The 20,587-nt window shown below is 72.0% G+C and carries 28 protein-coding genes; 26 read left to right on the plus strand and 2 right to left on the minus strand.

Annotated features, from left to right (window positions below; genetic code table 11):
• Positions 1–66 precede the first annotated feature (66 nt).
• From AC2YHB_RS02995 to AC2YHB_RS03015, 5 genes are all read left to right on the plus strand, one after another.
• On the plus strand, positions 67–912 hold the full coding sequence (locus tag AC2YHB_RS02995) for a sigma-70 family RNA polymerase sigma factor (protein ID WP_036547433.1): 846 nt from the start codon (positions 67–69) through the stop codon (positions 910–912).
• Positions 913–1,084: 172 nt separating this feature from the next.
• On the plus strand, positions 1,085–1,885 hold the full coding sequence (locus AC2YHB_RS03000; RefSeq protein ID WP_036547430.1) for a flagellin N-terminal helical domain-containing protein: 801 nt from the start codon (positions 1,085–1,087) through the stop codon (positions 1,883–1,885).
• A 121-nt stretch (positions 1,886–2,006) separates the two neighbouring features.
• Positions 2,007–3,341: a flagellar filament capping protein FliD gene (gene fliD / locus AC2YHB_RS03005; RefSeq protein WP_487353451.1), complete on the plus strand. Its 1,335-nt coding sequence runs from the start codon at positions 2,007–2,009 to the stop codon at positions 3,339–3,341.
• A gap of 10 nt (positions 3,342–3,351) precedes the next feature.
• Positions 3,352–3,744, plus strand: a complete 393-nt coding sequence (fliS, locus tag AC2YHB_RS03010; protein WP_036547425.1) for a flagellar export chaperone FliS — start codon at positions 3,352–3,354, stop codon at positions 3,742–3,744.
• Positions 3,741–4,082, plus strand: coding sequence for a hypothetical protein (locus tag AC2YHB_RS03015; protein ID WP_179649642.1), 342 nt, complete (start codon positions 3,741–3,743; stop codon positions 4,080–4,082). Before fliS ends, AC2YHB_RS03015 begins: the two co-directional genes overlap by 4 nt.
• A gap of 78 nt (positions 4,083–4,160) precedes the next feature.
• On the opposite strand, the gene AC2YHB_RS03020 is transcribed toward AC2YHB_RS03015, so the two are convergent.
• A complete protein-coding gene (locus tag AC2YHB_RS03020; RefSeq protein WP_242530513.1) occupies positions 4,161–5,219 on the minus strand; it encodes a protein-glutamate methylesterase/protein-glutamine glutaminase in 1,059 nt (352 codons plus the stop codon).
• A gap of 107 nt (positions 5,220–5,326) precedes the next feature.
• Between AC2YHB_RS03020 and AC2YHB_RS03025 the strand changes: the two genes are divergently transcribed.
• The 14 genes from AC2YHB_RS03025 to AC2YHB_RS03090 all read left to right on the plus strand — a co-directional run bounded on the left by AC2YHB_RS03025 (position 5,327) and on the right by AC2YHB_RS03090 (position 15,282).
• Positions 5,327–6,169 (plus strand): CheR family methyltransferase, encoded by an 843-nt coding sequence (locus AC2YHB_RS03025; RefSeq protein WP_179649640.1) that lies wholly within the window; start codon positions 5,327–5,329, stop codon positions 6,167–6,169.
• 11 nt (positions 6,170–6,180) lie between these two features.
• Positions 6,181–6,567 carry a response regulator gene (locus tag AC2YHB_RS03030; RefSeq protein ID WP_207011017.1) on the plus strand — a complete coding sequence of 129 codons (387 nt, stop codon included), beginning with the start codon at positions 6,181–6,183 and terminating at the stop codon, positions 6,565–6,567.
• Complete coding sequence (locus AC2YHB_RS03035) at positions 6,564–7,061, plus strand: chemotaxis protein CheX (protein ID WP_179649638.1); 498 nt, start codon at positions 6,564–6,566, stop codon at positions 7,059–7,061. Before AC2YHB_RS03030 ends, AC2YHB_RS03035 begins: the two co-directional genes overlap by 4 nt.
• An 85-nt stretch (positions 7,062–7,146) precedes the next feature.
• Positions 7,147–7,506, plus strand: a complete 360-nt coding sequence (locus AC2YHB_RS03040) for a response regulator (RefSeq protein WP_036547411.1) — start codon at positions 7,147–7,149, stop codon at positions 7,504–7,506.
• 11 nt (positions 7,507–7,517) lie between these two features.
• Entirely contained in the window at positions 7,518–8,000 is a 483-nt protein-coding gene (locus tag AC2YHB_RS03045; protein ID WP_036547408.1) for a hypothetical protein, read from the plus strand.
• A 215-nt stretch (positions 8,001–8,215) separates the two neighbouring features.
• Positions 8,216–8,587: a flagellar basal body rod protein FlgB gene (gene flgB, locus AC2YHB_RS03050; RefSeq protein ID WP_036547405.1), complete on the plus strand. Its 372-nt coding sequence runs from the start codon at positions 8,216–8,218 to the stop codon at positions 8,585–8,587.
• Positions 8,587–8,979, plus strand: coding sequence for a flagellar basal body rod protein FlgC (locus AC2YHB_RS03055; RefSeq protein ID WP_036547402.1), 393 nt, complete (start codon positions 8,587–8,589; stop codon positions 8,977–8,979). Before flgB ends, AC2YHB_RS03055 begins: the two co-directional genes overlap by 1 nt.
• Complete coding sequence (fliE, locus tag AC2YHB_RS03060; protein ID WP_036547399.1) at positions 8,979–9,305, plus strand: flagellar hook-basal body complex protein FliE; 327 nt, start codon at positions 8,979–8,981, stop codon at positions 9,303–9,305. Before AC2YHB_RS03055 ends, fliE begins: the two co-directional genes overlap by 1 nt.
• Positions 9,306–9,313: 8 nt before the next feature.
• Complete coding sequence (gene fliF / locus AC2YHB_RS03065; protein WP_179649636.1) at positions 9,314–10,909, plus strand: flagellar basal-body MS-ring/collar protein FliF; 1,596 nt, start codon at positions 9,314–9,316, stop codon at positions 10,907–10,909.
• A gap of 7 nt (positions 10,910–10,916) precedes the next feature.
• Positions 10,917–11,954, plus strand: a complete 1,038-nt coding sequence (gene fliG, locus AC2YHB_RS03070; protein ID WP_051932422.1) for a flagellar motor switch protein FliG — start codon at positions 10,917–10,919, stop codon at positions 11,952–11,954.
• On the plus strand, positions 11,938–12,588 hold the full coding sequence (locus AC2YHB_RS03075; protein ID WP_179649634.1) for a FliH/SctL family protein: 651 nt from the start codon (positions 11,938–11,940) through the stop codon (positions 12,586–12,588). Before fliG ends, AC2YHB_RS03075 begins: the two co-directional genes overlap by 17 nt.
• A complete protein-coding gene (locus tag AC2YHB_RS03080; RefSeq protein ID WP_308645580.1) occupies positions 12,585–13,898 on the plus strand; it encodes a FliI/YscN family ATPase in 1,314 nt (437 codons plus the stop codon). The genes AC2YHB_RS03075 and AC2YHB_RS03080 overlap by 4 nt, the downstream gene beginning before the upstream one ends.
• Positions 13,895–14,335, plus strand: coding sequence for a flagellar FliJ family protein (locus AC2YHB_RS03085; RefSeq protein ID WP_179649632.1), 441 nt, complete (start codon positions 13,895–13,897; stop codon positions 14,333–14,335). The genes AC2YHB_RS03080 and AC2YHB_RS03085 overlap by 4 nt, the downstream gene beginning before the upstream one ends.
• The gene (locus AC2YHB_RS03090; protein WP_179649630.1) at positions 14,332–15,282 is read left to right on the plus strand and encodes a transglycosylase SLT domain-containing protein; all 951 of its coding nucleotides are present in this window, start codon (positions 14,332–14,334) and stop codon (positions 15,280–15,282) included. Before AC2YHB_RS03085 ends, AC2YHB_RS03090 begins: the two co-directional genes overlap by 4 nt.
• Positions 15,283–15,466: 184 nt before the next feature.
• Here AC2YHB_RS03090 and AC2YHB_RS03095 read toward each other — a convergent pair whose 3' ends face one another.
• Entirely contained in the window at positions 15,467–15,970 is a 504-nt protein-coding gene (locus AC2YHB_RS03095) for a hypothetical protein (protein ID WP_179649628.1), read from the minus strand.
• Between AC2YHB_RS03095 and AC2YHB_RS03100 the strand changes: the two genes are divergently transcribed.
• The 7 genes from AC2YHB_RS03100 to AC2YHB_RS03130 all read left to right on the plus strand — a co-directional run bounded on the left by AC2YHB_RS03100 (position 15,963) and on the right by AC2YHB_RS03130 (position 20,504).
• Positions 15,963–16,445, plus strand: a complete 483-nt coding sequence (locus AC2YHB_RS03100; protein ID WP_179649626.1) for a flagellar hook-length control protein FliK — start codon at positions 15,963–15,965, stop codon at positions 16,443–16,445. The genes AC2YHB_RS03095 and AC2YHB_RS03100 overlap by 8 nt on opposite strands.
• Positions 16,446–16,463: 18 nt before the next feature.
• Entirely contained in the window at positions 16,464–16,961 is a 498-nt protein-coding gene (locus tag AC2YHB_RS03105; protein WP_036547388.1) for a flagellar hook assembly protein FlgD, read from the plus strand.
• 29 nt (positions 16,962–16,990) lie between these two features.
• Positions 16,991–17,839 carry a flagellar hook-basal body complex protein gene (locus AC2YHB_RS03110; RefSeq protein ID WP_036547385.1) on the plus strand — a complete coding sequence of 283 codons (849 nt, stop codon included), beginning with the start codon at positions 16,991–16,993 and terminating at the stop codon, positions 17,837–17,839.
• Between the two features lie 124 nt (positions 17,840–17,963).
• Positions 17,964–18,287, plus strand: a complete 324-nt coding sequence (locus AC2YHB_RS03115; RefSeq protein ID WP_179649624.1) for a flagellar FlbD family protein — start codon at positions 17,964–17,966, stop codon at positions 18,285–18,287.
• Complete coding sequence (locus AC2YHB_RS03120) at positions 18,284–19,051, plus strand: motility protein A (protein ID WP_036547383.1); 768 nt, start codon at positions 18,284–18,286, stop codon at positions 19,049–19,051. The genes AC2YHB_RS03115 and AC2YHB_RS03120 overlap by 4 nt, the downstream gene beginning before the upstream one ends.
• Positions 19,051–20,070 carry an OmpA/MotB family protein gene (locus AC2YHB_RS03125; RefSeq protein ID WP_179649622.1) on the plus strand — a complete coding sequence of 340 codons (1,020 nt, stop codon included), beginning with the start codon at positions 19,051–19,053 and terminating at the stop codon, positions 20,068–20,070. The genes AC2YHB_RS03120 and AC2YHB_RS03125 overlap by 1 nt, the downstream gene beginning before the upstream one ends.
• On the plus strand, positions 20,067–20,504 hold the full coding sequence (locus AC2YHB_RS03130; RefSeq protein ID WP_308645579.1) for a flagellar basal body-associated FliL family protein: 438 nt from the start codon (positions 20,067–20,069) through the stop codon (positions 20,502–20,504). The genes AC2YHB_RS03125 and AC2YHB_RS03130 overlap by 4 nt, the downstream gene beginning before the upstream one ends.
• Positions 20,505–20,587: the final 83 nt, after the last annotated feature.

Here is a 20,587-nt window from a genome sequence, read left to right on the forward strand (position 1 = left end):
CACCGAGCGGTCACTCGCATCGAATTCGCGTGCGACACGCCGGACCGTTGCCGGAATCTCAGGGACGTGAACGAGTACGAGGGCACCGTCGCCGCCGAGACGGACGAGCTGATCACCACCCACATGCCCCTGGTCGGCCACATCGTCCGCGAGACGATGGGCAGGGTGCCGTCGCACGTGAGTCGCGACGACCTCACCTCGGCCGGGCTGACCGCCCTCGTCCTCGCCGCCCGGGCCTTCGACCCCGAGCGTGGCGTCCCGTTCGACCGGTACGCCGCCACCCGCATCCGCGGCGCGCTGCTCGACGAGCTCCGCTCGGTCGACTGGGCCTCCCGGTCCGTCCGGCGCCGGGCCCGCGACCTCGCCGAGACCCGCAGCCAGCTCGCCAACGTGCTCGGCCGCACGCCGACCGTCGCGGAGGTCGCGCAGGCCGCCGGGATGACGCCCGACGAGGTCGCCGCCAACGACGACGACGTGTCCCGCGCCCAGGTCCTGTCGCTGCAGGGGTCGGCGACGACCCCGATCGAGGAGCTGGTCCCCACCCGTGCCCCGTCCCCGGAGGACCTGGTCGAGCATGCCGAGCGGCTGACCTACCTGCGCGAGGCGATCGAGGAGCTGCCCGAGCGGCTGCGGATCGTCGTCCAGGACTACTTCTTCGCCGAGCGGCCGATGGCCGACATCGCCGCCGAGCTCGGCGTCACCGACTCCCGCATCTCGCAGATGCGCGCCGAGGCGCTCACCCTGCTGCGCGACGCGCTCAACCACGCCCTCGAGCCGGCGCTGCTCAAGCCCGCCGGCAAGGCCGGCGGCGTGGCCCAGCGCCGCCGGGAGTCGTACTTCGCGGCCGTCGCGGCCCGGCACGCCGACGGTGTACGCCGCGGCGTCGTCACGCCGCTCGACGCCGTCGGCTAGCAGCTGCACCCGGGGCGAGGCGTCTCGTGACGGTTGCTGCGCAACCTCCTCGACGAACTTCCCCCGAAAACCTCTCAAGCCCGGGGTCGGCGTACCGATCACCACCCCGACGGGAGACCACGGACGGTCGCCCGAGAACCATAGAACGACCTGATTCCAGGAGGGAAACATCATGGGTCTTCGCATCAACCAGAACATCGAGGCCACGAACTCGTACCGCAACCTGTCGGTCACGCAGAACCAGCTCTCGAAGTCGATGGAGAAGCTGTCGTCGGGCTTCCGGATCAACCGGGCCGCCGACGACGCCGCCGGTCTGGCCATCTCCGAGGGCCTGCGCTCGCAGGTCGGCGGCCTGAAGGTCGCGGTCCGCAACGCCCAGGACGGCGTCTCGGTCGCACAGACCGCTGAAGGTGCGCTCACCGAGGTCCACTCCATGCTGCAGCGCATGAACGACCTCTCCGTGCAGTACAACAACGGCACCCAGAACACCGAGTCGCAGGCGGCCCTGCAGGCGGAGTTCGACGCGCTGAACACGGAGATCACCCGGATCAAGGACAACACCAAGTTCAACGGTGTCGACCTCTTCGCCGGCGCTGCGCTCACCTTCCAGGTCGGCTACGACAACACCGACACCATCGCGATCTCGGCCACCGCGCTGGCCGACTTCACCGCCGGTGCCGCGGTCGCCGCCGTCGACATCACCGACAGCAACACGCTGCAGGCCGCGATCACCGAGGTCTCCACCCAGCGTGCCGAGCTCGGTGCGGTGCAGAACCGGTTCGAGCACACGATCAACAACGTCAACGTCGCGATCGAGAACCTGTCGGCCTCCGAGTCGCGCATCCGCGACACCGACATGGCCCAGGAGATGATGAGCCTCACCCGCTCGCAGATCCTCAGCCAGGCCGGCACGGCCATGCTCGCCCAGGCCAACTCGGCCCCCAACGGCGTGCTCCAGCTGCTCCGCGGCTGATCCGCACCACCAGCTGAACCCACAAGTGCCGGTGGGGCCGACCGGCCCCACCGGCACTTGCCATTGCCTGGACTGACCAGCGCCCGCACGTGCTCCCCCACCCGCCACCCAGGAGGACCCCATGGCCGGCACGAGCAGCATCGGCGGACTCGCCAGCGGACTCGACACCGCGAGCATCATCAACCAGCTGATGACGCTCGAGGCTGCGTCGCAGACGAAGCTGAAGACGCAGGTCACCACGGAGCAGGGCAAGGTCACCGCCCTCCAGAAGCTCAACACCGCGCTGCAGGCCCTCGCCACGGCGGGCAAGGACATGGCGGTCCCGACGACCGGCACGTGGTCCACCCTCAAGGCGACCTCGAGCAACACCGGTGTCGCGATCACCGCGACGTCCGCGGCGACGCCGGGGGCGTTCACGGTCACCGTGGGCCAGACCGCGCTGACCCACCAGGTCGCCTTCACCGATGCCCACGCGAAGACCGACGTGGTCACCGGCGCGACGACGAGCGTCGTGCTCAAGCGGTCCGGCGAGGCCGACCTCCAGGTCGACACCGCCAACGGCACCCTCGAGGAGCTGGCCGGGGCGATCAACGCCGCCGACGCCGGCGTCCGGGCCACGCTCGTGCGGACCGGGAGCAGTGGCGGGGTCGACCAGTACCGCCTGCTGGTGGAGTCCACCGCCACGGGAGCGAGCCAGGACTTCGAGCTCACCGATAGCACCGGCGCCGCGCTCCTCGGCGGCACCACGGTGCGGGCCGGCCGCGACGCCAGCATCTCGATCGGCGGGATCACGGCCACCTCGACGAGCAACACCTTCGCCGACGTCGTACCGGGGGTGACGATCACGCTCGGCGCGAGCGCCACCGGGACCGCCGACCTGACGGTCGCCCGCGACGCCGACGGCCAGTCGGCCGCGGCCAAGGGCTTCGTCGACCAGCTCAACGCGGTCCTCACCCAGATCGGCACGCTGACCTCCAACACGCCGGAGGCGAGGGGAACCCTCGCCGGCGACAGCACCCTGCGCCGCGTCGCGGGTGCCTTGCAGGACACGATCTACCCGCCGGACGGCACCTCGATGGCCAAGTACGGCATCCAGGTCGACCGCTACGGCAAGGTCACCTTCGACCCGAAGAAGTTCGCCGAGTCGTACGCCGCCGACCCCGTGGCCACCGCCGCCGCGTTCACCGGACCCACCGGCTTCGCCGCCCGGGTCCAGAAGGTCGCCGAGGCCGCCAGCGACAAGTACGACGGCACGGTGACCGCCGCGATCACCACCCACACCTCCACGATCACCCGGCTCAACGCCAGCATCGAGCGGTGGGACGACCGCCTCGAGCTGCGACGCCAGACCCTCGAGCGGCAGTACACCGCCCTCGAGACCGCCCTCTCCCAGCTCAACAGCCAGTCGACATGGCTCACCAGCCAGCTCGACTCCCTGTCCGCATCCACCCAGTGAGGACCACCCCATGTACGCCACCCGATCGGTGCACAGCGCGCAGAGCGCCTACCGCGAGAACGCCGTCGCCACGGCCTCCCCGGCACGCCTGCTGGTGATGCTGGTCGAGCGCCTCGTCCTCGACGGCGAGCGCGCGCTCGCCGCCCAGCAGTCCGGCGACTGGCCGGCGGCCCACCAGCACCTCCTGCACGCCCAGGACATCGTCGTCGAGCTCGAGTCGAGCCTCGACGTCGACCGGATGCCGGCGGGACGGCAGCTGCTCTCGCTCTACCAGTACCTCCGGGGCTGCCTCGTCGAGGCCAACGTGAAGCGCGACCCGGCGAAGTCGGAGGAGGCCCTCGGCCTCGCCCGGCAGCTGTGCGACACCTGGCGCGAGGCCGCGATGGCGGCGGCGATCCAGTGACCGCCGTACCTGCGCCCGGGCTGCCCGAGCAGCCCCGGCGACCCGTGACCTGGCGCGAGGCCCTCGACCGGCTGGAGGCCCACGCGGACCGCGCGGAGCAGCTGATCCGCGGTCACGCGGCTCCGGACGAGCCGCCGTGGGCACCGCCGACCGACCTCGGGCCGATCCCCGACGAGTTCGTGCCCCGGGCGCGACAGCTGCTGGCCCGCCAGCAGCGGTTGATGGCCGCCATCCCCGCGCTGCTGTCGGACAAGCACCACCAGCGGAGGGTGGCGGACCGGGTGGCGGACGCGACCAGCACGCCCGCGCACCCGGTCTACCTCGACATCACCGCCTGAGAGGCGCCGGCCGCACGACGAAGGCCCCGAGGTCCCGCACGGGACCTCGGGGCCTTCGTCGTCCTCGGGACGGCCAGCTCAAGCAGCGCGCGAGCGCCGGACCGCCCCGACGACGCGGTCCGCCAGCTCCTCCAGCGGCAGTACGTCGTCGGCGAGGCCGGCGCCCGCGACCGCACCCGGCATCCCCCACACGACCGAGGAGTCCTCGTCCTGGACGAGGATCCGGGCGCCGGCCGAGGCCAGCTGCCGGGCACCGGCGAGCCCGTCCTGGCCCATCCCGGTCAGCACGGTGGCCAGCGCGCTGCCGCCGTACACCTCGAGCGCGGAGCGGAAGAGCACGTCCACGGCGGGACGGCAGAAGTTCTCCTGCGGTCCCTGGTCGAGCACGGCGCGGACGCCCGTGCCGCGACGCTGGACGCGGAGGTGGAAGTCGCCCGGGGCGAGCAGGACGCGGCCGGCGCGCACCTCGTCCCCGTCAACGGCCTCGCGCACCTCGAGCGGCGAGACCTTGTCGAGTCGCTGGGCGAGCATCGCGGTGAATACCGGGGGCATGTGCTGCACGACGAGCACGGGGATGCCCAGGTCGGCGGGCAGCCGCGGCAGGAAGCGGGCGAGGGCGTCGGGACCGCCGGTGGAGCAGCCGATCAGCAGGGCGGTGACGGACTTCGGCGCCGGTGCCGACCGCTCGCGACGCACGATCGGGCCGCCGGCGCCGGGGGTCAGCTTGCGCAGGCCCGCCAGGGCGCGGATCCGCGGCACCAGCTGGTCGCGCACGGCGGCGATGCCGTCGGCGATCTGCCCGGTGTTGCTCGGCTTGGTCACGTAGTCGCTCGCGCCACGTGACAGGGCGTCGAGGGTCGCGGTCGCGCCGCGCTCGGTCAGTGTCGAGAACATGATGACCGGGAGCCGCGCGTGCTTCTCCCGGATCCGGGTCAGCGCGCCGAGGCCGTCGAGGTTCGGCATCTCGATGTCGAGCGTGACCACGTCGGGCCGGAGCTCGTCGACCATCCGGACCGCCTCGAGGCCGTCCCGGGCCATGCCGACCACCTCGATGTCGCTGGCACTCCCGAGCGCGGTCGTCACCAGCCGTCGTACCAACGCCGAGTCGTCCACGACGAGCACCCTGATCCTGGTCACGGGCCACCCATCGGCCCACAGGGATAGTCCCTGACGAAAAGCACCCGATCGCACGCGATTTCGGTGCTTTTCGTCAGGGACTACCGTGCGCGGCCGAAGGAGCGGGCATGACCGCCCCTTCCGCCTTCGCGTCCGTCTCGGCGCTGGTTCGCCGCGAGACGTCGATGGTGTACGACGAGGGCAAGGAGTACCTCGTCGAAGCACGTCTCACCCCGCTGGCGAACGCCAAGGGACTCGGGCTCGAGGAGTACGTCGCGCGGCTCGCCTTCGACGCCGACGAACGGCGCAAGGTGATCGACGCGCTCACCATCAACGAGACCAGCTGGTTCCGCGACCACACGCCCTACCAGGCGTTCACGGACGCGATGCTCCCCGCGCTCCTGGAGGAACGGGCGACGTCCCGCCGCCTGCGGATCTGGAGCGCGGCGTGCTCGAGCGGCCAGGAGGCCTACTCGATCGCGATGCTCCTCGACCAGCACCTGCCGTCCGGCTGGGAGTACGAGATCGTCTGCACCGACATCTCGACCCAGATGCTCGACCGGGTGCGGGCCGGCAGGTACAGCCAGGTCGAGGTCAACCGCGGCCTGCCCGCGACCAGCCTGGTCCGCTACTTCTCCCGGGTCGGGCGCGACTGGGAGATCGCCGAGCGGCTGCGGGAGCGGGTGAGCGTCAAGCACCTCAACCTCGCGGCGCCCTTCCCGATGCTCGGCACGTTCGACGTGATCTGGCTGCGCAACGTCCTCATCTACTTCGACGCCGAGACGAAGGCGGACATCCTGCGCCGGATGCTGCCGATGCTCACCCCCGACGGCTACCTGCTGCTCGGGTCCTCCGAGACCACCCTCGACATGCCGGCCGACCTCACCGCCTCGTGGCGGCGCGACCAGATCGGCCGCGTGCCCGCCTACCGCCGGGCATCCGCCATGACCCTCTCCAGGACAGGAGCCTGATCGTGCGAGCCATGATCATCGACGACTCCCGGGCGATGCGCAGCATCCTGCGCCGCATCGTCACCGGGCTCGACTTCGAGACCACCGAGGCCGAGCACGGCCAGGCCGCCCTCGACCAGATGAACGCGGGCGTCGTACCCGACGTCTGCCTGGTCGACTGGAACATGCCCGTGATGGACGGCTACACGTTCATCACGCAGGTGCGTGCCAACCCCGAGTGGCGGGACGTGACGCTGATGATGGTGACGACCGAGAGCGAGCAGCGCAACATCGTGCGCGCGCTGGCCGCCGGCGCCCACGAGTACGTCATCAAGCCGTTCACGCCGGACGCGATCGTCGAGAAGCTCTCGCTGCTCGGCCTCGTCCCGGCCGAGACCGAGCAGGGGGCGTGGGCATGAACGTGCTGACCTTCTTCGAGGCCTCCCCCGACGAGGCCGACGCCCCGACCGTCGACGACCTGCAGGCCGTCACCGAGGACGTGTGGCTGGCCCTGGTCGGCGAGGACGAGGTCCTCGTCCCGCGGATGGTGCCGCCCGGCACGCCCTTCGACGCGACCGGCGTCTGGTCGTCCTCGGTGACCGTGAGCGGCGGCTGGGCCGGCGTCGTCACCGTCGAGCTCGACGAGGGCGTCGCGCAGCAGCTCAGCGCCCGGATGCTCGCACTCCCCGAGGGCGAGCCGGTCGCCGACGGCGACATCGCCGACGCGGTCGGCGAGCTGGTCAATATGGTCGGCGGCAACGTGAAGAGCCTCATGCCCGGGCCGAGCGTGCTGTCTCTGCCGGCCGTCGCCGCGGGCCGCGCCGCCTTCGCCAGCGACGTCGCCGAGGTGTGCCGCCTGGACCTCGCCTGGCGCGGCGCGCCGGTGCGCATCTGCATCCACGTGCCGGCCTGACCACCCGATCAACCCGAACCACCCGATCAACCCGAACCACCCGAACCACCCGAACCACCCGAGAACCGGAGCCAGTGAGGTCCTGATGAAGATCCTGATCGCCGACGACAGCCGCGTGATGCGGCAGATCGTGATCCGCACCCTGCGCCAGGCCGGGCACGGCGGCCACGACATCGTGGAGGCCGAGAACGGCCGCGAGGCGCTCGAGATGGTGCGCTCCGAGGCGCCCGACCTGGTCCTCTCGGACTGGAACATGCCCGAGATGAACGGCATCGACTGCCTCGCCGCGCTGCGCGCGTCCGGCTCCGACGTCGCCTTCGGCTTCGTCACCTCGGAGGGCTCCGAGGAGATGCGGCAGCGTGCCGCGTCGGCCGGCGCCGCCTTCCTCATCGCCAAGCCGTTCACCCCGGAGGCGTTCGACGACGCCCTCCGCAGCGTGCTCTGAGGGGGAACCCGATGGTCATCCACCTCCCCCAGCCCAAGCAGGTGCGCGAGCTGCTCGCCGACCTGCTCGGCCGCGACGTCACCCTCGAGCCGGCCGCACCCTTCGCGCCCGGTCCCGACACCGCCGCCTCGATCGCCGTGTACGTCGACGACCAGCTCCGCATCTGCGCGCTGATCGCCTGCGACCTGGCTCTCTCCGCCCACGCCGGCGCGGCGATCGGCCTGGTGCCGGTCGGCGGTGCCGAGGCCGCGATCGAGGACGGCAAGCTGACCGACACCCTCGCCGAGAACCTCTACGAGGTGCTCAACATCGCGGCGTCGATGTTCAACGTGGCAGGTGCCGACCACCTGAAGCTGCACGCCCTCCACCCCGCCGGTCCCCCACTGGACCCGCAGCTGCGGATCAGCGCCCTGACGCTCGGTCGCCGGGAGGACCTCGCCGTGTCGATCGGCGGGTACGGCAGCGGCGCGCTGTCCGTCGTACTGCTGGCCTGACCTGCGGCGGAGACGATCGGACGAACTAGTCGGGACCAAGTCCCAGCGGGTCGGCCTCAGGTCCGGATCGCGAGGACCGATCGGGGGCACTGAGCGACGGATTGCTCACCACCGCCGACGGATCGGCACCGACTGCACCGCAACACAACCCGGACGAACGGCTCCCCACCAGGAGCCGGAGAACCGGTGGCGGTGCCTTCCGAGGAGATCCGCTCGTGTCCTTCGCAGCGTCCGACGCCGTCGGGTTCGTGTTGCACACGGCGATCAACGGACTGTCCACCCGGCAGAACGTGATCGCGGACAACATCGCCAACGTCGACACCCCTGGCTTCCGCGCCCGGGCCGTCGAGTTCGAGTCCGCCCTGGAGCGCGCGATCGAGCGCGGCAGCGCGACCACCTCGGGCCCCGGGGCGGTCGGCGTCACGGTGGACGCGACGGACACGCCGGTCGGTGCCAACGACAACAACGTCGACCTCCGCAAGGAGTCGATCGCGGCGATCCAGACGCAGTACCAGTACCAGATCATGGGCCGCGCGATCAGCGACCGCAGCTCGCGGCTCGCGATCATGGGCGGGGGCGCGGGCTGATGGGCGCCTTCGACTCGCTCCGCATCGCGAACACCGCGCTCGGGGCCCACCAGGTCTGGCTGGACGCCCTCGCCGGCAACATCGCCAACGTCAACACGGTCCGCTCGACCGACGACGAGGCGTTCCGTGCGACGTACGTCGTCTTCGACCCCCGCCAGGACGGAGGCGTCGACGTCGAGGGCTTCGCCCAGTCGTCCGCCGAGGGCCGCGTGGTCAGCTCGCCGAACCACCCCCTCGCCGACGAGGACGGCTACGTCCGGATGCCCGACGTCGACATGGCCGCGCAGATGAGCGAGCTGGTCATGGCGCAGCGCGGCTACCAGGCCTCGGTGCAGGTCACCAAGACCGCCCAGGACACCTACTCCGCGGCGCTCCAGATCGGCAACCGCTGATGGACATCTCGCCGCTCCAGTTCCCGACCCTGTCCGGGTCCGCCGCGGTCAACCCCGCGCTCTCGATCACGCCCAGCACCCAGGTCCAGGCGACGCCGGGCTCCGACACCGAGTTCGGGTCGCTGGTGCTCGACGGCCTCGACCGGCTCGAGGGCCTGACCGACAAGGCCGACGGCCTCGCGGTGCAGGCGGCCACCGGCAAGCTCGAGAACATCCACGACTACACGATCGCCGCCAGTGAGGCGTCGGTCGCCAGCCAGCTGACCGTGGCGCTGCGCAACAAGGCCGTCGACGCGTTCAACGAGATCATGCGGATGCAGGTCTGAGGCCGACGATGCAGCAACGACTGAACAGCGCGCTCACGCGCTTCCGCGACACCTTCGCCGCCTTCACGGCCGGCCAGAAGGCCGTCGCCGTCATCGGTACGGCGGCCCTGCTCCTCGCCGCCTTCCTCGTCTTCCGCTGGGTGTCCGCGCCGAGCTACGCGCCGCTCTACTCCAACCTGTCGGGCGAGGACGCCTCCGCGATCGTCGACGAGCTGACCGCCGAGGGCGTCTCCTACGAGCTCGCCGACGGCGGCAACACGATCATGGTGCCGCGCAACGACGTCTACTCGACGCGGGTGAAGCTGCAGGGCAAGGGCCTGCCGGGCAACTCGGGCGAAGGCGGCTACGGACTGCTCGAGGGCCAGGACCTCACCACCTCCACGTCGCAGGAGAACACCAACTTCAAGCGGGCGATGGAGGGCGAGGTCGCCAACACGCTCGAGGCGATGGACGGCGTGAACACCGCGATCGTCCACTTCGCGATGCCCGAGAAGAAGGTCTTCAGCGACGAGCAGGACCCGACCACCGCGTCGGTGCTGATCGACACCAACCCCGGCACCGAGCTCAACGAGGAGCAGGTGCAGTCGATGGTCAGCCTGGTCGCGCGCAGCATCGACAGCCTCGACCCCAAGAACGTCACCATCTCGGACTCCAGCGGCAAGCTGCTCACGGCGGACACCTCGGACGGTGCGTCCGGCGCCGGGGCCGCGTCGCTGCGGAACAAGCAGGTCGCGGCGTTCGAGAGCTCGATGCAGGGCAAGATCCAGGCCGCCCTGGACACCTGGGTCGGCGCCGGCAACTCCACCGCCACCGTGACCGCCGACCTCGACCTCGACAAGTCGGTCACCAACAGCCGCAGCTACAGCAACGAGAAGAAGAACCCGCCGATCTCGCAGACCAAGTCGTCGGAGAAGTACTCCGGGACCACCGGCGGCAACGACGGCGCGGGTGGCGTGGTCGGCGCCGACGGCCAGATGGACCCGACGGCCGCCGCGAACGGCGGCGGCAGGTACCAGAGGGACGAGGAGGTCCGCGACAACGCCCTCGACGAGGTGGTCGAACGCCGCGAATCGGCCCCGGGCGGCGTGAAGACGCTCCACATCGCCGTGGCCCTCGACGCGACCGCCGCGGCCGACATCCAGCCCGAGGTGATCAAGGACCAGATCGCCAGCGCGGCCGGGATCGACCCGGAGCGCGGCGACACCATCGAGGTCGCGCTGATCCCCTTCGACAAGACCGGGGCCGAGACCGCTGCCGCGGAGATCGCCGCAGCCAAGGCCGCCGACGCGGCCGACCGCAAGAACGCGATGATCCGCAACCTCGCCATCGGCGGCGGCGTGATTCTCGTCGTCCTCATGGCCTGGTGGCAGGCACGCCGCCGCTCCAAGGCCCGCGACGAGGCGACGTCGTACGTCGTCGAGCAGCTCCGCCTGGACGCCGCGAACCGCGCGCCGGCGATCGAGAGCCCCGCCCTGGCGGCGCTCGAGGCCGCCGAGAACGACGAGGAGGACTCGATGCGTGACGAGCTCATCGCGCTCGTCGAGAAGCAGCCCGAGGACGTCGCCGCGCTCCTGCGCGGATGGCTCGTGGAGCCCCGGAAGTGATGGACCGATGACTGCCATGCTCACCGCGGGAAGCGGTTCCGCGATCCTCCAGATGGGCGTGCGCAAGGCCGCCGTCCTGCTCATCCAGCTCGGCAAGGACCGCGCCGCGCAGGTGATGTCGCACCTCTCCGACGCCGAGGTCGAGGCCATCTCCGCCGAGATCGCGCGCCTCGACGCGGTGACGGCCGACGAGACCAGCCAGGTGCTCACCGAGTTCCACGACCTCGCCACGGCGCACGCCCACGTGACCCAGGGCGGCTTCGGGTTCGCCCAGCAGCTGCTCGAGCAGTCGCTCGGGCCGGAGCGGGCCAAGGAGATCATGGAACGGCTGCACGCGGCCGCCGTCCAGATGCCCTTCCAGTTCCTCCACCGGGCGGATCCCGCGCAGCTGCGGGGATTCATCGCCGACGAGCACCCGCAGGTCATCGCGCTGGTGCTCGCCCACATGGCCGCCGACAAGGCGTCGCTGCTGCTGAGCGGACTGCCCGCCCACCAGCAGGCCGTCGTCGCGCACCGGATCGCCGTCATGGACCGGACCTCGCCCGAGATCGTCCGCACCGTCGAGTCGATCCTCGAGCGCAAGCTGTCGTCGATGCTGCAGCCCGCCGAGGTCTCCCGCGTCGGCGGCGTCGACCCGCTCGTCAACATCATCAACCGCTCCGACCGACCCACCGAGCGCCAGATCGTCGAGGGCCTCGAGGGCCTCGACCCGTCGCTCGCCGACGAGGTCAAGAGCCGGATGTTCATGTTCGAGGACATCGTCGGCCTCGACGACCGCTCGGTGCAGCAGGTGCTGCGCCAGGTCGACACGGCCGACCTCGCGCTCGCGCTCAAGGGCGTCAGCGAGTCGGTCCGCACCAAGATCACGTCCAACCTGTCGGAGCGTGCCGCGGAGAACCTGCTCGACGAGGTCGAGATGCTCGGCGCCGTCCGCCTGGCGCAGGTCGAGGAGGCCCAGCAGGGCGTCATCCGCACCATCCGCCAGCTCGAGGAGCAGGGCCAGATCATGGTCCGGCGAGGGAACGACGATGAATTCGTGGTCTGACGTCTCCCATCCCGAGCTGCGGGTCGGGACCTGGACCCGCCTGGGCGGCTCCGCCGTGCTGGGCGACGCGGTCACCGAGTCCATGCTCGACGGCCTCGCCGCCAAGGCGCAGGAGGCCGCCCGGGCACAGGGGTACGCCGTCGGCTGGGCCGAGGGACGCCGCGCGGCCGCCGAGCAGGCAGCCGCCGAGGAAGCCACCCGCGCGGGGCACCACGCCGCCGCGGAGCAGCGTCGGGAGGCCGAGCACCGCGCGGCCGTCGACGCGCTGGGCCGGGCCGCCGAGCAGGTCAGGGGGCTGCTCGGCGACCTGGCCGCGGCGATCGAGGAGCAGGCCACCGACCTCGCCTTCGCGCTGACCACCGAGGTCCTGGGCGCGCGCGTCGCGTCCCTGACCGCGGCGGACGTCGTCGTACGCGTGCTCCAGGTGCTGCCGGCGGTTCCCGTCGGCCGGGTGCGCCTGCACCCCTCGATCATCGCGAGCGGCGCCGTGCAGGACCTCGCCGAACGCGGCCTCGAGGTCGTCGCCGACCCGTCGCTCGGCCGCGCCGACGCGCTCGTCGAGGCACCCGACGGCTCGGTCACCGACCTCCGCGTCGACGAGGCGATGGAGCGCGTCCGGGAGGTCCTGAAGTGAGGCTCTCCCCCGCCGTCCTGGACCGTGCGGCGAGCGCTGCCCGGCCGCTGCGGCTCGGCACCGTCACCGAGCTCGTCGGCCTGCACCTCGAGGTGCGCGGGCTGGCATCCGCCGCCGGCGACCTGGTCGAGGTCCGCACCTCCGGCGGTCCGCTGCTCGCCGAGGTCGCCGCGCTGCGCGACGGTGCGGCCGTCTGCCTCCCCCTGGGTACGACGACAGGGGTCCGCGTCGGCGACCACGTCCACGCCACGGGCGGCCCGCTGCGGATCCTCGTGGGCGACGCGCTCCGCGGCCGGGTGCTCGACGGGCTGGGCCGCCCGGTCGACGGCGGTCCCGCCCTCGCCGACCTCCCCGGCCTCGCCCCGGTCTCCACGGACAACGCCGCGCCGGACGCCCTGTCCCGGCCGCGGATCGCCCAGCCGCTCGGCCTCGGCGTCCGCGCGCTCGACGCGCTCGTACCGGCCGGCCGGGGCCAGCGGCTCGGCATCATGGCCGGCTCCGGCGTCGGCAAGTCGTCGCTGCTGTCGATGATCGCCCGCGGCACCGACGCCCAGGTCAACGTGATCGCCCTCGTCGGCGAGCGCGGCCGCGAGGTGCGCGAGTTCATCGACGGCGACCTCGGACCGGAGGGCCTGGCCCGCTCGGTCGTGGTCGTCGCGACGTCCGACGCACCCGCCGTCGAGCGGCTGCGCGCGGCCTTCACGGCCACCCGGATCGCCGAGTGGTTCCGCGACAGCGGCCGCGACGTGCTGCTGATGATGGACTCCCTCACCCGCGTGGCCATGGCGCAGCGCGAGATCGGCCTGTCCGCCGGCGAGCCGCCCGCGACCCGCGGCTACCCGCCCAGCGTGTTCGGCCTCCTGCCCCGCCTCCTCGAGCGCGCCGGCACCTCCGCCCGCGGCTCGATCACCGGCCTCTACACCGTCCTCGTCGAGGGCGACGACCTCCAGGACCCGGTCGGCGACACCGCCCGGTCGATCCTCGACGGGCACGTCGTGCTCAGCCGCGAGCTCGCCACCGCCGGCCACTTCCCCGCGATCGACGTGCTCGAGTCGATCTCCCGCGTCCACCGCGCGGTCACGACGCTCGACCAGCAGGCCGACGCGACCCGGCTCCGCCGGATGCTCGCCGCCCACCGCTCCGTGAAGGAGCTCGTCGAGATCGGTGCGTACGTCGCCGGCGCCGACGAGCACGCCGACGCGGCCCTCGCGCGGCTGCCCCGCATCGAGGCCTTCCTGCAGCAGGGCATGGACGAGCTGACCCCGCCCACCGAGACGTGGGACCGCCTCGCCGGGCTGGTGGCGTCATGAGCCGCGTGCACGCCGAGGACCGGGGCCTCGCCGCGGTCGCGCGGGTCCGCGAGGTCCGCGAGACCGACAGCCGGATCGGCCTCCAGCAGGTGCTCGCCGAGCAAGCCGGGCTGACCGGCCGGCTCACCTCGTTGACCGACACGCTCGGGTCCGCGGTGCTCGTGCCGGTCTGCGCACCCGGCGACCTGCTCGCCCAGCGGACCGCGCTGGCGAACGTCGGCGTCCTCGCCGCCGAGACCCGGTCCGCCCTGGCGACCACCGAGGTCGTCGCCGACGAGGCGCGGGTGCGCTGGGGCGCCGACCGCGCCCGACTCGCCGCGGTCGAGCTGCTGCTCGAGCGTCGGGCCACCGGGCGTCGTACCGAAAGGGCGCGGCGGGAGGCCCGCGAGGCCGACGACCTGGCCGCGCAGGCCTGGGCGCGGGAGGCGGCGCGATGAGCATCGACCACGTCACCTCGCGGATCGCCTCGATCCAGGCCCAGCTCGCGCGCTTCGCGACCACGTCCGCGACCTCCGGTGTGTCCGGGGAGTTCGCCACCGAGCTCGCGTCGGCGACACCGGGTGCGGCCGGCGCCAACGGCGTGAGCGGCCAGGACGTCGTCAACGAGGCGAAGAAGTACCTCGGTCTCCCGTACGTCTGGGGCGGCACCAGCAAGGAGAAGGGCGTCGACTGCTCCGGACTCGTGCAGTCGGTCTACAAGGCGCTCGGCTACGACCTGCCGCGGGTGTCCGCCGACCAGGCGCGTCAGGGCACCGCCGTCGCGAGCCTCGCCGAGGCCCAGCCGGGCGACCTCATCGCGTGGGACAACTCCAGCCGCAACAACGGCGCCGACCACATCGCGATCTACATCGGCGACGGCAAGATGATCGAGGCGCCGCGCACCGGGCTGAACGTGCGGATCGTCGACGTGCCCTCGGAGCCCGACATGATCCGCCGGATCATCGGCACCGGCTCCGGCGCCGCCTCGGGCACGGCCGGCACGGCCGGGATCTCCGCCCGCGTCCCCGCGTCGATCCCGTACGCCGACCTGATCAACTCCGCCGCGGCCCGCACCGGCGTCCCGGGCGAGCTGCTCGCCGCCGTCGCGAAGCAGGAGTCCGGCTTCAACCCGCGCGCGGTCAGCCCGGCCGGGGCCCAGGGCCTGATGCAGCTGATGCCCGGCACGGCCCGCGGCCTCGGCGTCGAGAACTCCTTCGACCCCGCCCAGGCCATCGACGGCGGCGCGCGCCTGCTGCGCTCGCTGCTCGACAAGTTCGGCACCACCGAGCTCGCGCTGGCGGCGTACAACGCCGGACCGGGCGCGGTCAGCCGCTACGGCGGCATCCCGCCCTACCGCGAGACCCAGAACTACGTCCGCAACATCATGGCGATGGTGAGGAGCTGAGAGTGAGCATCGCGCCCTTCCTTCCGGGACTTCCCGTGCCGGCCGCGACCGACGGCGGTACGACGGCCGACGGGTCCGGCGGCGACCCCGGGTCGGCTGCCTCCGCGTTCGGCGACGCCCTGGCCGCCGCCCTCGCGGGCACGCTCGCCGTCGCCCCCACCCCCGCATCCGCAACCGCGACCGCTCAACCGGCGGCGCCCACCCCGGCCACCCCCTCCCCCGCCGACTTGCCGGTCCTCCCGGTCGACTTGCCGGTCACTCGCGTCGACGTGCCGGTCTCGTCGATCGACTTGCCCGTTCCGCCCGCCGAGTTGGCGGTTTCGTCCGCCGAGTTGGCCGTTTCGTCCGCCGAGTTGGCCGTTCCGCCCGCCGAGTTGGCCGTTCCGGCCGCCGAGTCGGGCGTTCCGGCCTCCCGTCGTACGACGGACGGCGCGCCCGCCGGTGGCCTCACCTCGGCGCTCAGCCCGGTCGACGCCGGTGCGGAGTCGGTCTCCGGAGCCTCGGCGCGCGAAACAGCCAAGTCGACCGACCAAACGGCCAACTCGACCGACGAAACGGCCAACTCGACCGACCAAACCGCCAAGTCGACCGTCGAAACGGCCAACTCGGCGGTCGGAACGCCCAACTCGGCGGTGACGAAGGCGGTGGTGCAGCAGGTGTTCCCGGAGGTGACGCGGTTCGTGAGCACGGTGACCGCGACGCCGCCCGGGAGCGCGGGACCGGCCAACGGGACGCACCGGATCACGCTGACCCTGCAGCCCGAGCAGCTCGGCGAGGTGCGCGTGACGCTCGTCGTGAAGGACGGGGCGGTGCACGTCCGGCTCGCCGGCGGGGAGGGCATCGAGGGGGCGGCCGTGCACCGGGCGCTCGCCGGCGAGGCCCCCGAGCTGCAGCGGCTCCTCGAGCGGACCGGCGCCGAGGCGCGGGTGACCGTCCGGGACCCGTTCGCACCCCTGCTGCCCTCGACCACGCCGTCACCGCAGGCGGGCCCGGACACCGACGCCCGCTCGGGGGCGCAGGCCCGGCAGGACCGCCAGGACGCCCAGGACGGCCGCGCCGCGCGCGAGCAGCCCCGCGAGCAGCCCCGGCGGCAGGAGCCGCAGCGGGCGTCGTACCCCATCGAGACCACCCCGGTCGCCGGTCGCCTCGACCGCACCGTCTGACCACCACCAGGAGGCACCATGTCGATCGGATCCACCGAGGGCGTCAGCTACGGCGTCACCGGAGCAGCCAGCACCGGAGGGACCGCGCCCACCGCGACGAGCGGCGACAAGGACATGTTCCTGCAGCTGATGGTCGCCCAGATGAAGTACCAGGACCCGCTCAACCCCACCGACTCCTCGCAGTTCCTCGCCCAGACCGCGCAGTTCACGGCCCTGGAGAAGATGCAGGACGTCGCCGACCAGTCCGCGATGCTGCTCAGCACGCAGCTGGCGTTCGGCGCGAGCTCGCTGATCGGCCAGACCGTGCGCTGGTACGACGACGCGGGCGCCGAGCAGAGCGGCAAGGTGCAGGGCACCACCTACCTCGCCAGCGGTCCCGTCCTCAGCGTCGACGGCAAGCAGGTCCCGATCACCGACGTGATCAGCGTCGGCGACGCACCCACGATCAAGGCGCCCACCACCAGCAGTGGTGGCACCTACGTGCCACCTAGTGGTACCCCGTCCACCACCGCCTGACCCAGCCTGACCCAAGAAGGAGAACCACCATGCTTCGTTCGCTCTTCGCCGGCATCTCCGGCCTCCGCGTCAACCAGACCATGCTCGACGTCACCGGCAACAACATCGCCAACGCCAACACCACCGGCTTCAAGGCGAGCACCACCGTCTTCTCCGACACGCTCAGCCAGATGCTGACCGCGGCGTCGGGCGGCAACGCCGAGCGCGGTGGCACCAACCCGATCCAGATCGGCCTGGGCGTGCAGCTCGCCGCCACGTCGACCAACTTCGGCCAGGGCTCGGCGCAGCTCACCGGCCGGCCGACCGACATCATGCTGCAGGGCGACGGCTTCTTCGTGCTGCGCGACGGCGCGGAGAACGTCTACTCCCGCGCGGGTGCGTTCACCTTCGACCAGACCGGCGTGCTGGTGGCGCCGAACGGCATGCGGGTGCAGGGCTACGCCCTCGACGCCGCCGGCCTGCCGACGGGTGCGCCGGTCGACGTCGACCTGCACATGATCGACGGTTCGCTGCCGCCGGGCGTCGAGCTGACGTCGTACTCGATCGCGGCCGACGGCAAGGTCCGCGGCGTCTTCTCCGACGGCGTCCAGCGCGACGTGTGCCAGCTCGCCGTCGCCGACTTCACCAACCCGATGGGCCTGGAGAAGATCGGCGACACCGCCTTCCGCGAGTCCGCCAACTCCGGCGCCGTCCAGCTCGGCGTCGCCGGCCAGGGCCAGCGCGGCCAGATCATGGCCGGTGCACTGGAGATGTCCAACGTCGACCTGTCCGCCGAGTTCACCAACCTGATCCTCGCCCAGCGCGGCTTCCAGGCCAGCTCGCGGGTGATCACGACCAGCGACCAGGTGCTCGAGGAGCTCGTCAACATCAAGCGCTGAGTCGTTAGGGCCCAGCCTGCGTCCACCGCTCAGACCCGCACCCGTCCGGCCGATGGAACCGGCGGAGTGCCACGGACGGCACGACCGCTCGACCGCTCGACCAGTTGCACACGGAGGTGCCGCGGTGATCTCGCTGACCCGACTCTCGGGGACCACGTTCCTGTTGAACGCGGACCTCGTCGAACGCGTGGACTGCACCCCCGACACGGTGGTGACCCTGGTGGACGGCACGAAGTACCTCGTGTCGGAGTCCCTCGACGAGGTGCTCGCGGCCGTCGTCGACTACCGCGCCGCCATCGTCGCGCGGGCCGCGCTGCCGGACGCCGCCACGCTGCCGCCGGTGCGGCCGCGCCCGACGCGCCTGACCGCCGTACCCCTGCCCGAGCGCACCGAGCGCACCGGCCGCACGCCCGACCGCACCGACCGCCAGCGAGGAGTGACCCCGTGAAGGACATCGCCACGCCGGTCGGGATCGTCCTCGGCCTGGTGATCATCGTCGGCGCCAACGTGCTCGAGGGCGGCAACCCGATGAGCCTCATCCTGCTGCCGCCGATGCTCCTGGTGCTCGGTACGACGGTCATGGTGACCGTCGCCGGCGGCACGATGGCCGACGCGAAGGCCGCCGTGGGCAACGTGAAGCGGGCGATGACCGGCTCGGTCGAGCCGGCCGAGACGCTCGTGCCGCAGGTCGTGACCCTCGCCGAGCGGGCCCGCCGCGAGGGCCTGCTGGCGCTCGAGGACAGCCTGCGCGAGATCGACGACCCGTTCCTGGTCAAGGGCGTCACCATGGCCATCGACGGCACCGACCCCGAGGACGTCCGCGACATCCTCGAGGCCGAGCTGCGCGCGAAGAAGCGCGACGACAAGCAGGCGGCGAAGTTCTTCAGCGACGCCGGCGGCTACGCCCCGACGATCGGCATCATCGGCACCGTCATGGGCCTGGTGCACGTGCTCGAGAACCTGGCGTCGCCGGAGGAGCTCGGCCACCTGATCGCCGGCGCGTTCGTCGCGACCCTGTGGGGCGTCATGTCCGCCAACGTGGTGTGGCTGCCGATCTCGAACCGGCTCAAGCGGATCGGTGAGCTCGAGGCGGCCCGGATGGAGCTCGCGGTCGAGGGCGTCGCCGCCATCCAGTCCGGCGCGAACCCGCGCCTGGTCGCGGAGAAGCTGCGCTCCCTGCTGACCACCAGCGCCGAGGCGGAGGCCGCCTGATGTCCGCCGGAGCCAGCAAGGGGCACGGACCGCCCCGCAAGCGGCACCACCACGACGACGACCACGGCGAGGCCCACGCCGACGAGCGCTGGCTCGTGACGTACGCCGACATGGTGACCCTGCTGATGGTGCTGTTCATCGTCATGTTCGCCATGTCGACCGTCGACGAGAAGAAGTACGAGCAGCTCAAGGAGGGGCTCGCCGTCGGGTTCGGCCGCGAGGACTCGATCCTCAACGGCGCCAGCCCGGTCAGCAACTCCGAGGGCGTGAACGAGCCTGGCGATGCGTCGTACGAGATGCTGCTGGCGCAGGTCCCGGAGTCGCAGCGCGAGACGATGACCAAGGTCCTCCAGGAGTCCGACCGGCTGCGGAACGAACGCGCCTCGGGCGAGGCGAAGGTCGAGGTCGACCGGCTGCTGAAGGTGTGGGGGCGCATCGACAAGGCGCTGCGCAAGCAGGGTCTGCGCGACGACGTCCGCGCCACGATCGACGACCGCGGCCTGGTCGTCAGCCTGGTGTCCGAGCACGTCGTCTTCGAGCCGAACGTCGCCGAGCTGACCGAGCGCGGCCGCCGGGTGGTCGACACCCTGGCGCCGGTGCTCGCCGAGCTGACGGAGCCGGTCGAGCTCGACGGCCACACCAACCAGGAGAAGGTGAAGCCGAAGTACTACCCGACCGACTGGGAGCTCTCGCTCGCCCGGGCCGTGCACGTGCTGCGCCGGCTCGAGGAGGTCCACGGCATCCGGGCCGGACGCCTGCGCGCCACCGGCTTCGGCCACACCAAGCCGCTCGTGGACCCCGCGCGGGCCGGCTCCCAGAAGGTCAACAAGCGCGTCGACATCGTGGTCCTGAGCCAGGCCCCCGCCGAGACCCGGGCGCTGATGAGCGATGCGTACGACGAGATCCGCCGCGAGGCCGGCCTCGACGACCCCGACACCAGCGCGGCCGACCGCCGCACGGGCGAAGCCGGTCCCACGGCAGCGGGCCGCCCCGCCACCACCCGAGAGGAGCTCCCGTGAGCACCACCATCGCCCCGAGCCCGACCGCGCCCACCGACGCCCCGGCCCCGAAGGGCAAGGCGAAGATGCTGGTCGTCGGCGTGCTCGTGCTCGCCGTCGCCGCCGGCGCCGGCTGGTTCTTCTTCCTCAAGCCCTCCGGCCCGAGCAAGCCGCAGCCGGGCGAGGTGATGCCCCTGGAGGCGATCCAGGTGAACCTCTCCGGCGGCCACTACCTGCGCCTGGGCATGGCCCTGCAGCTCACCACGAGCGCGCACGAGGCCGACGGCAGCCAGGCGATGGACGCCGCGATCGGCATCTTCAGCGGGCTCCCCGTCGCCGAGGTGAACAACCCGGGGGCGCGCGAGAAGCTGCGCAAGGAGCTGGAGGAGGAGCTGGAGCACCGCTACCACGGCGACGTGATGGACGTGTACTTCACCGAGTTCGTGACCCAGTAGCCGGCCGACCGGCCACCGGCCCGGGACCGTCCCCGGGACCCTCCGTAGTCATTCGGGACCACGGGACCCTGACCGTCCGGTGC

The organism is Nocardioides sp. SRI_004 (genome assembly GCF_057586415.1).

What these genes read in the sequence shown, in the direction of transcription:
- AC2YHB_RS03075 (WP_179649634.1), top strand. Translation starts at nt 11,938, where the DNA reads ATGAATTCGTGGTCTGACGTCTCCCATCCCGAGCTGCGGGTCGGGACC.
- AC2YHB_RS03105 (WP_036547388.1), top strand. Translation starts at nt 16,464, where the DNA reads ATGTCGATCGGATCCACCGAGGGCGTCAGCTACGGCGTCACCGGAGCA.
- fliD (WP_487353451.1), top strand. Translation starts at nt 2,007, where the DNA reads ATGGCCGGCACGAGCAGCATCGGCGGACTCGCCAGCGGACTCGACACC.
- AC2YHB_RS03030 (WP_207011017.1), top strand. Translation starts at nt 6,181, where the DNA reads ATGATCATCGACGACTCCCGGGCGATGCGCAGCATCCTGCGCCGCATC.
- AC2YHB_RS03035 (WP_179649638.1), top strand. Translation starts at nt 6,564, where the DNA reads ATGAACGTGCTGACCTTCTTCGAGGCCTCCCCCGACGAGGCCGACGCC.
- AC2YHB_RS03000 (WP_036547430.1), top strand. Translation starts at nt 1,085, where the DNA reads ATGGGTCTTCGCATCAACCAGAACATCGAGGCCACGAACTCGTACCGC.
- AC2YHB_RS03085 (WP_179649632.1), top strand. Translation starts at nt 13,895, where the DNA reads ATGAGCCGCGTGCACGCCGAGGACCGGGGCCTCGCCGCGGTCGCGCGG.
- AC2YHB_RS03125 (WP_179649622.1), top strand. Translation starts at nt 19,051, where the DNA reads ATGTCCGCCGGAGCCAGCAAGGGGCACGGACCGCCCCGCAAGCGGCAC.
- fliS (WP_036547425.1), top strand. Translation starts at nt 3,352, where the DNA reads ATGTACGCCACCCGATCGGTGCACAGCGCGCAGAGCGCCTACCGCGAG.
- AC2YHB_RS03090 (WP_179649630.1), top strand. Translation starts at nt 14,332, where the DNA reads ATGAGCATCGACCACGTCACCTCGCGGATCGCCTCGATCCAGGCCCAG.
- AC2YHB_RS03055 (WP_036547402.1), top strand. Translation starts at nt 8,587, where the DNA reads ATGGGCGCCTTCGACTCGCTCCGCATCGCGAACACCGCGCTCGGGGCC.
- AC2YHB_RS03110 (WP_036547385.1), top strand. Translation starts at nt 16,991, where the DNA reads ATGCTTCGTTCGCTCTTCGCCGGCATCTCCGGCCTCCGCGTCAACCAG.
- AC2YHB_RS03045 (WP_036547408.1), top strand. Translation starts at nt 7,518, where the DNA reads ATGGTCATCCACCTCCCCCAGCCCAAGCAGGTGCGCGAGCTGCTCGCC.
- fliG (WP_051932422.1), top strand. Translation starts at nt 10,917, where the DNA reads ATGACTGCCATGCTCACCGCGGGAAGCGGTTCCGCGATCCTCCAGATG.
- fliF (WP_179649636.1), top strand. Translation starts at nt 9,314, where the DNA reads ATGCAGCAACGACTGAACAGCGCGCTCACGCGCTTCCGCGACACCTTC.
- AC2YHB_RS03040 (WP_036547411.1), top strand. Translation starts at nt 7,147, where the DNA reads ATGAAGATCCTGATCGCCGACGACAGCCGCGTGATGCGGCAGATCGTG.
- AC2YHB_RS03025 (WP_179649640.1), top strand. Translation starts at nt 5,327, where the DNA reads ATGACCGCCCCTTCCGCCTTCGCGTCCGTCTCGGCGCTGGTTCGCCGC.
- fliE (WP_036547399.1), top strand. Translation starts at nt 8,979, where the DNA reads ATGGACATCTCGCCGCTCCAGTTCCCGACCCTGTCCGGGTCCGCCGCG.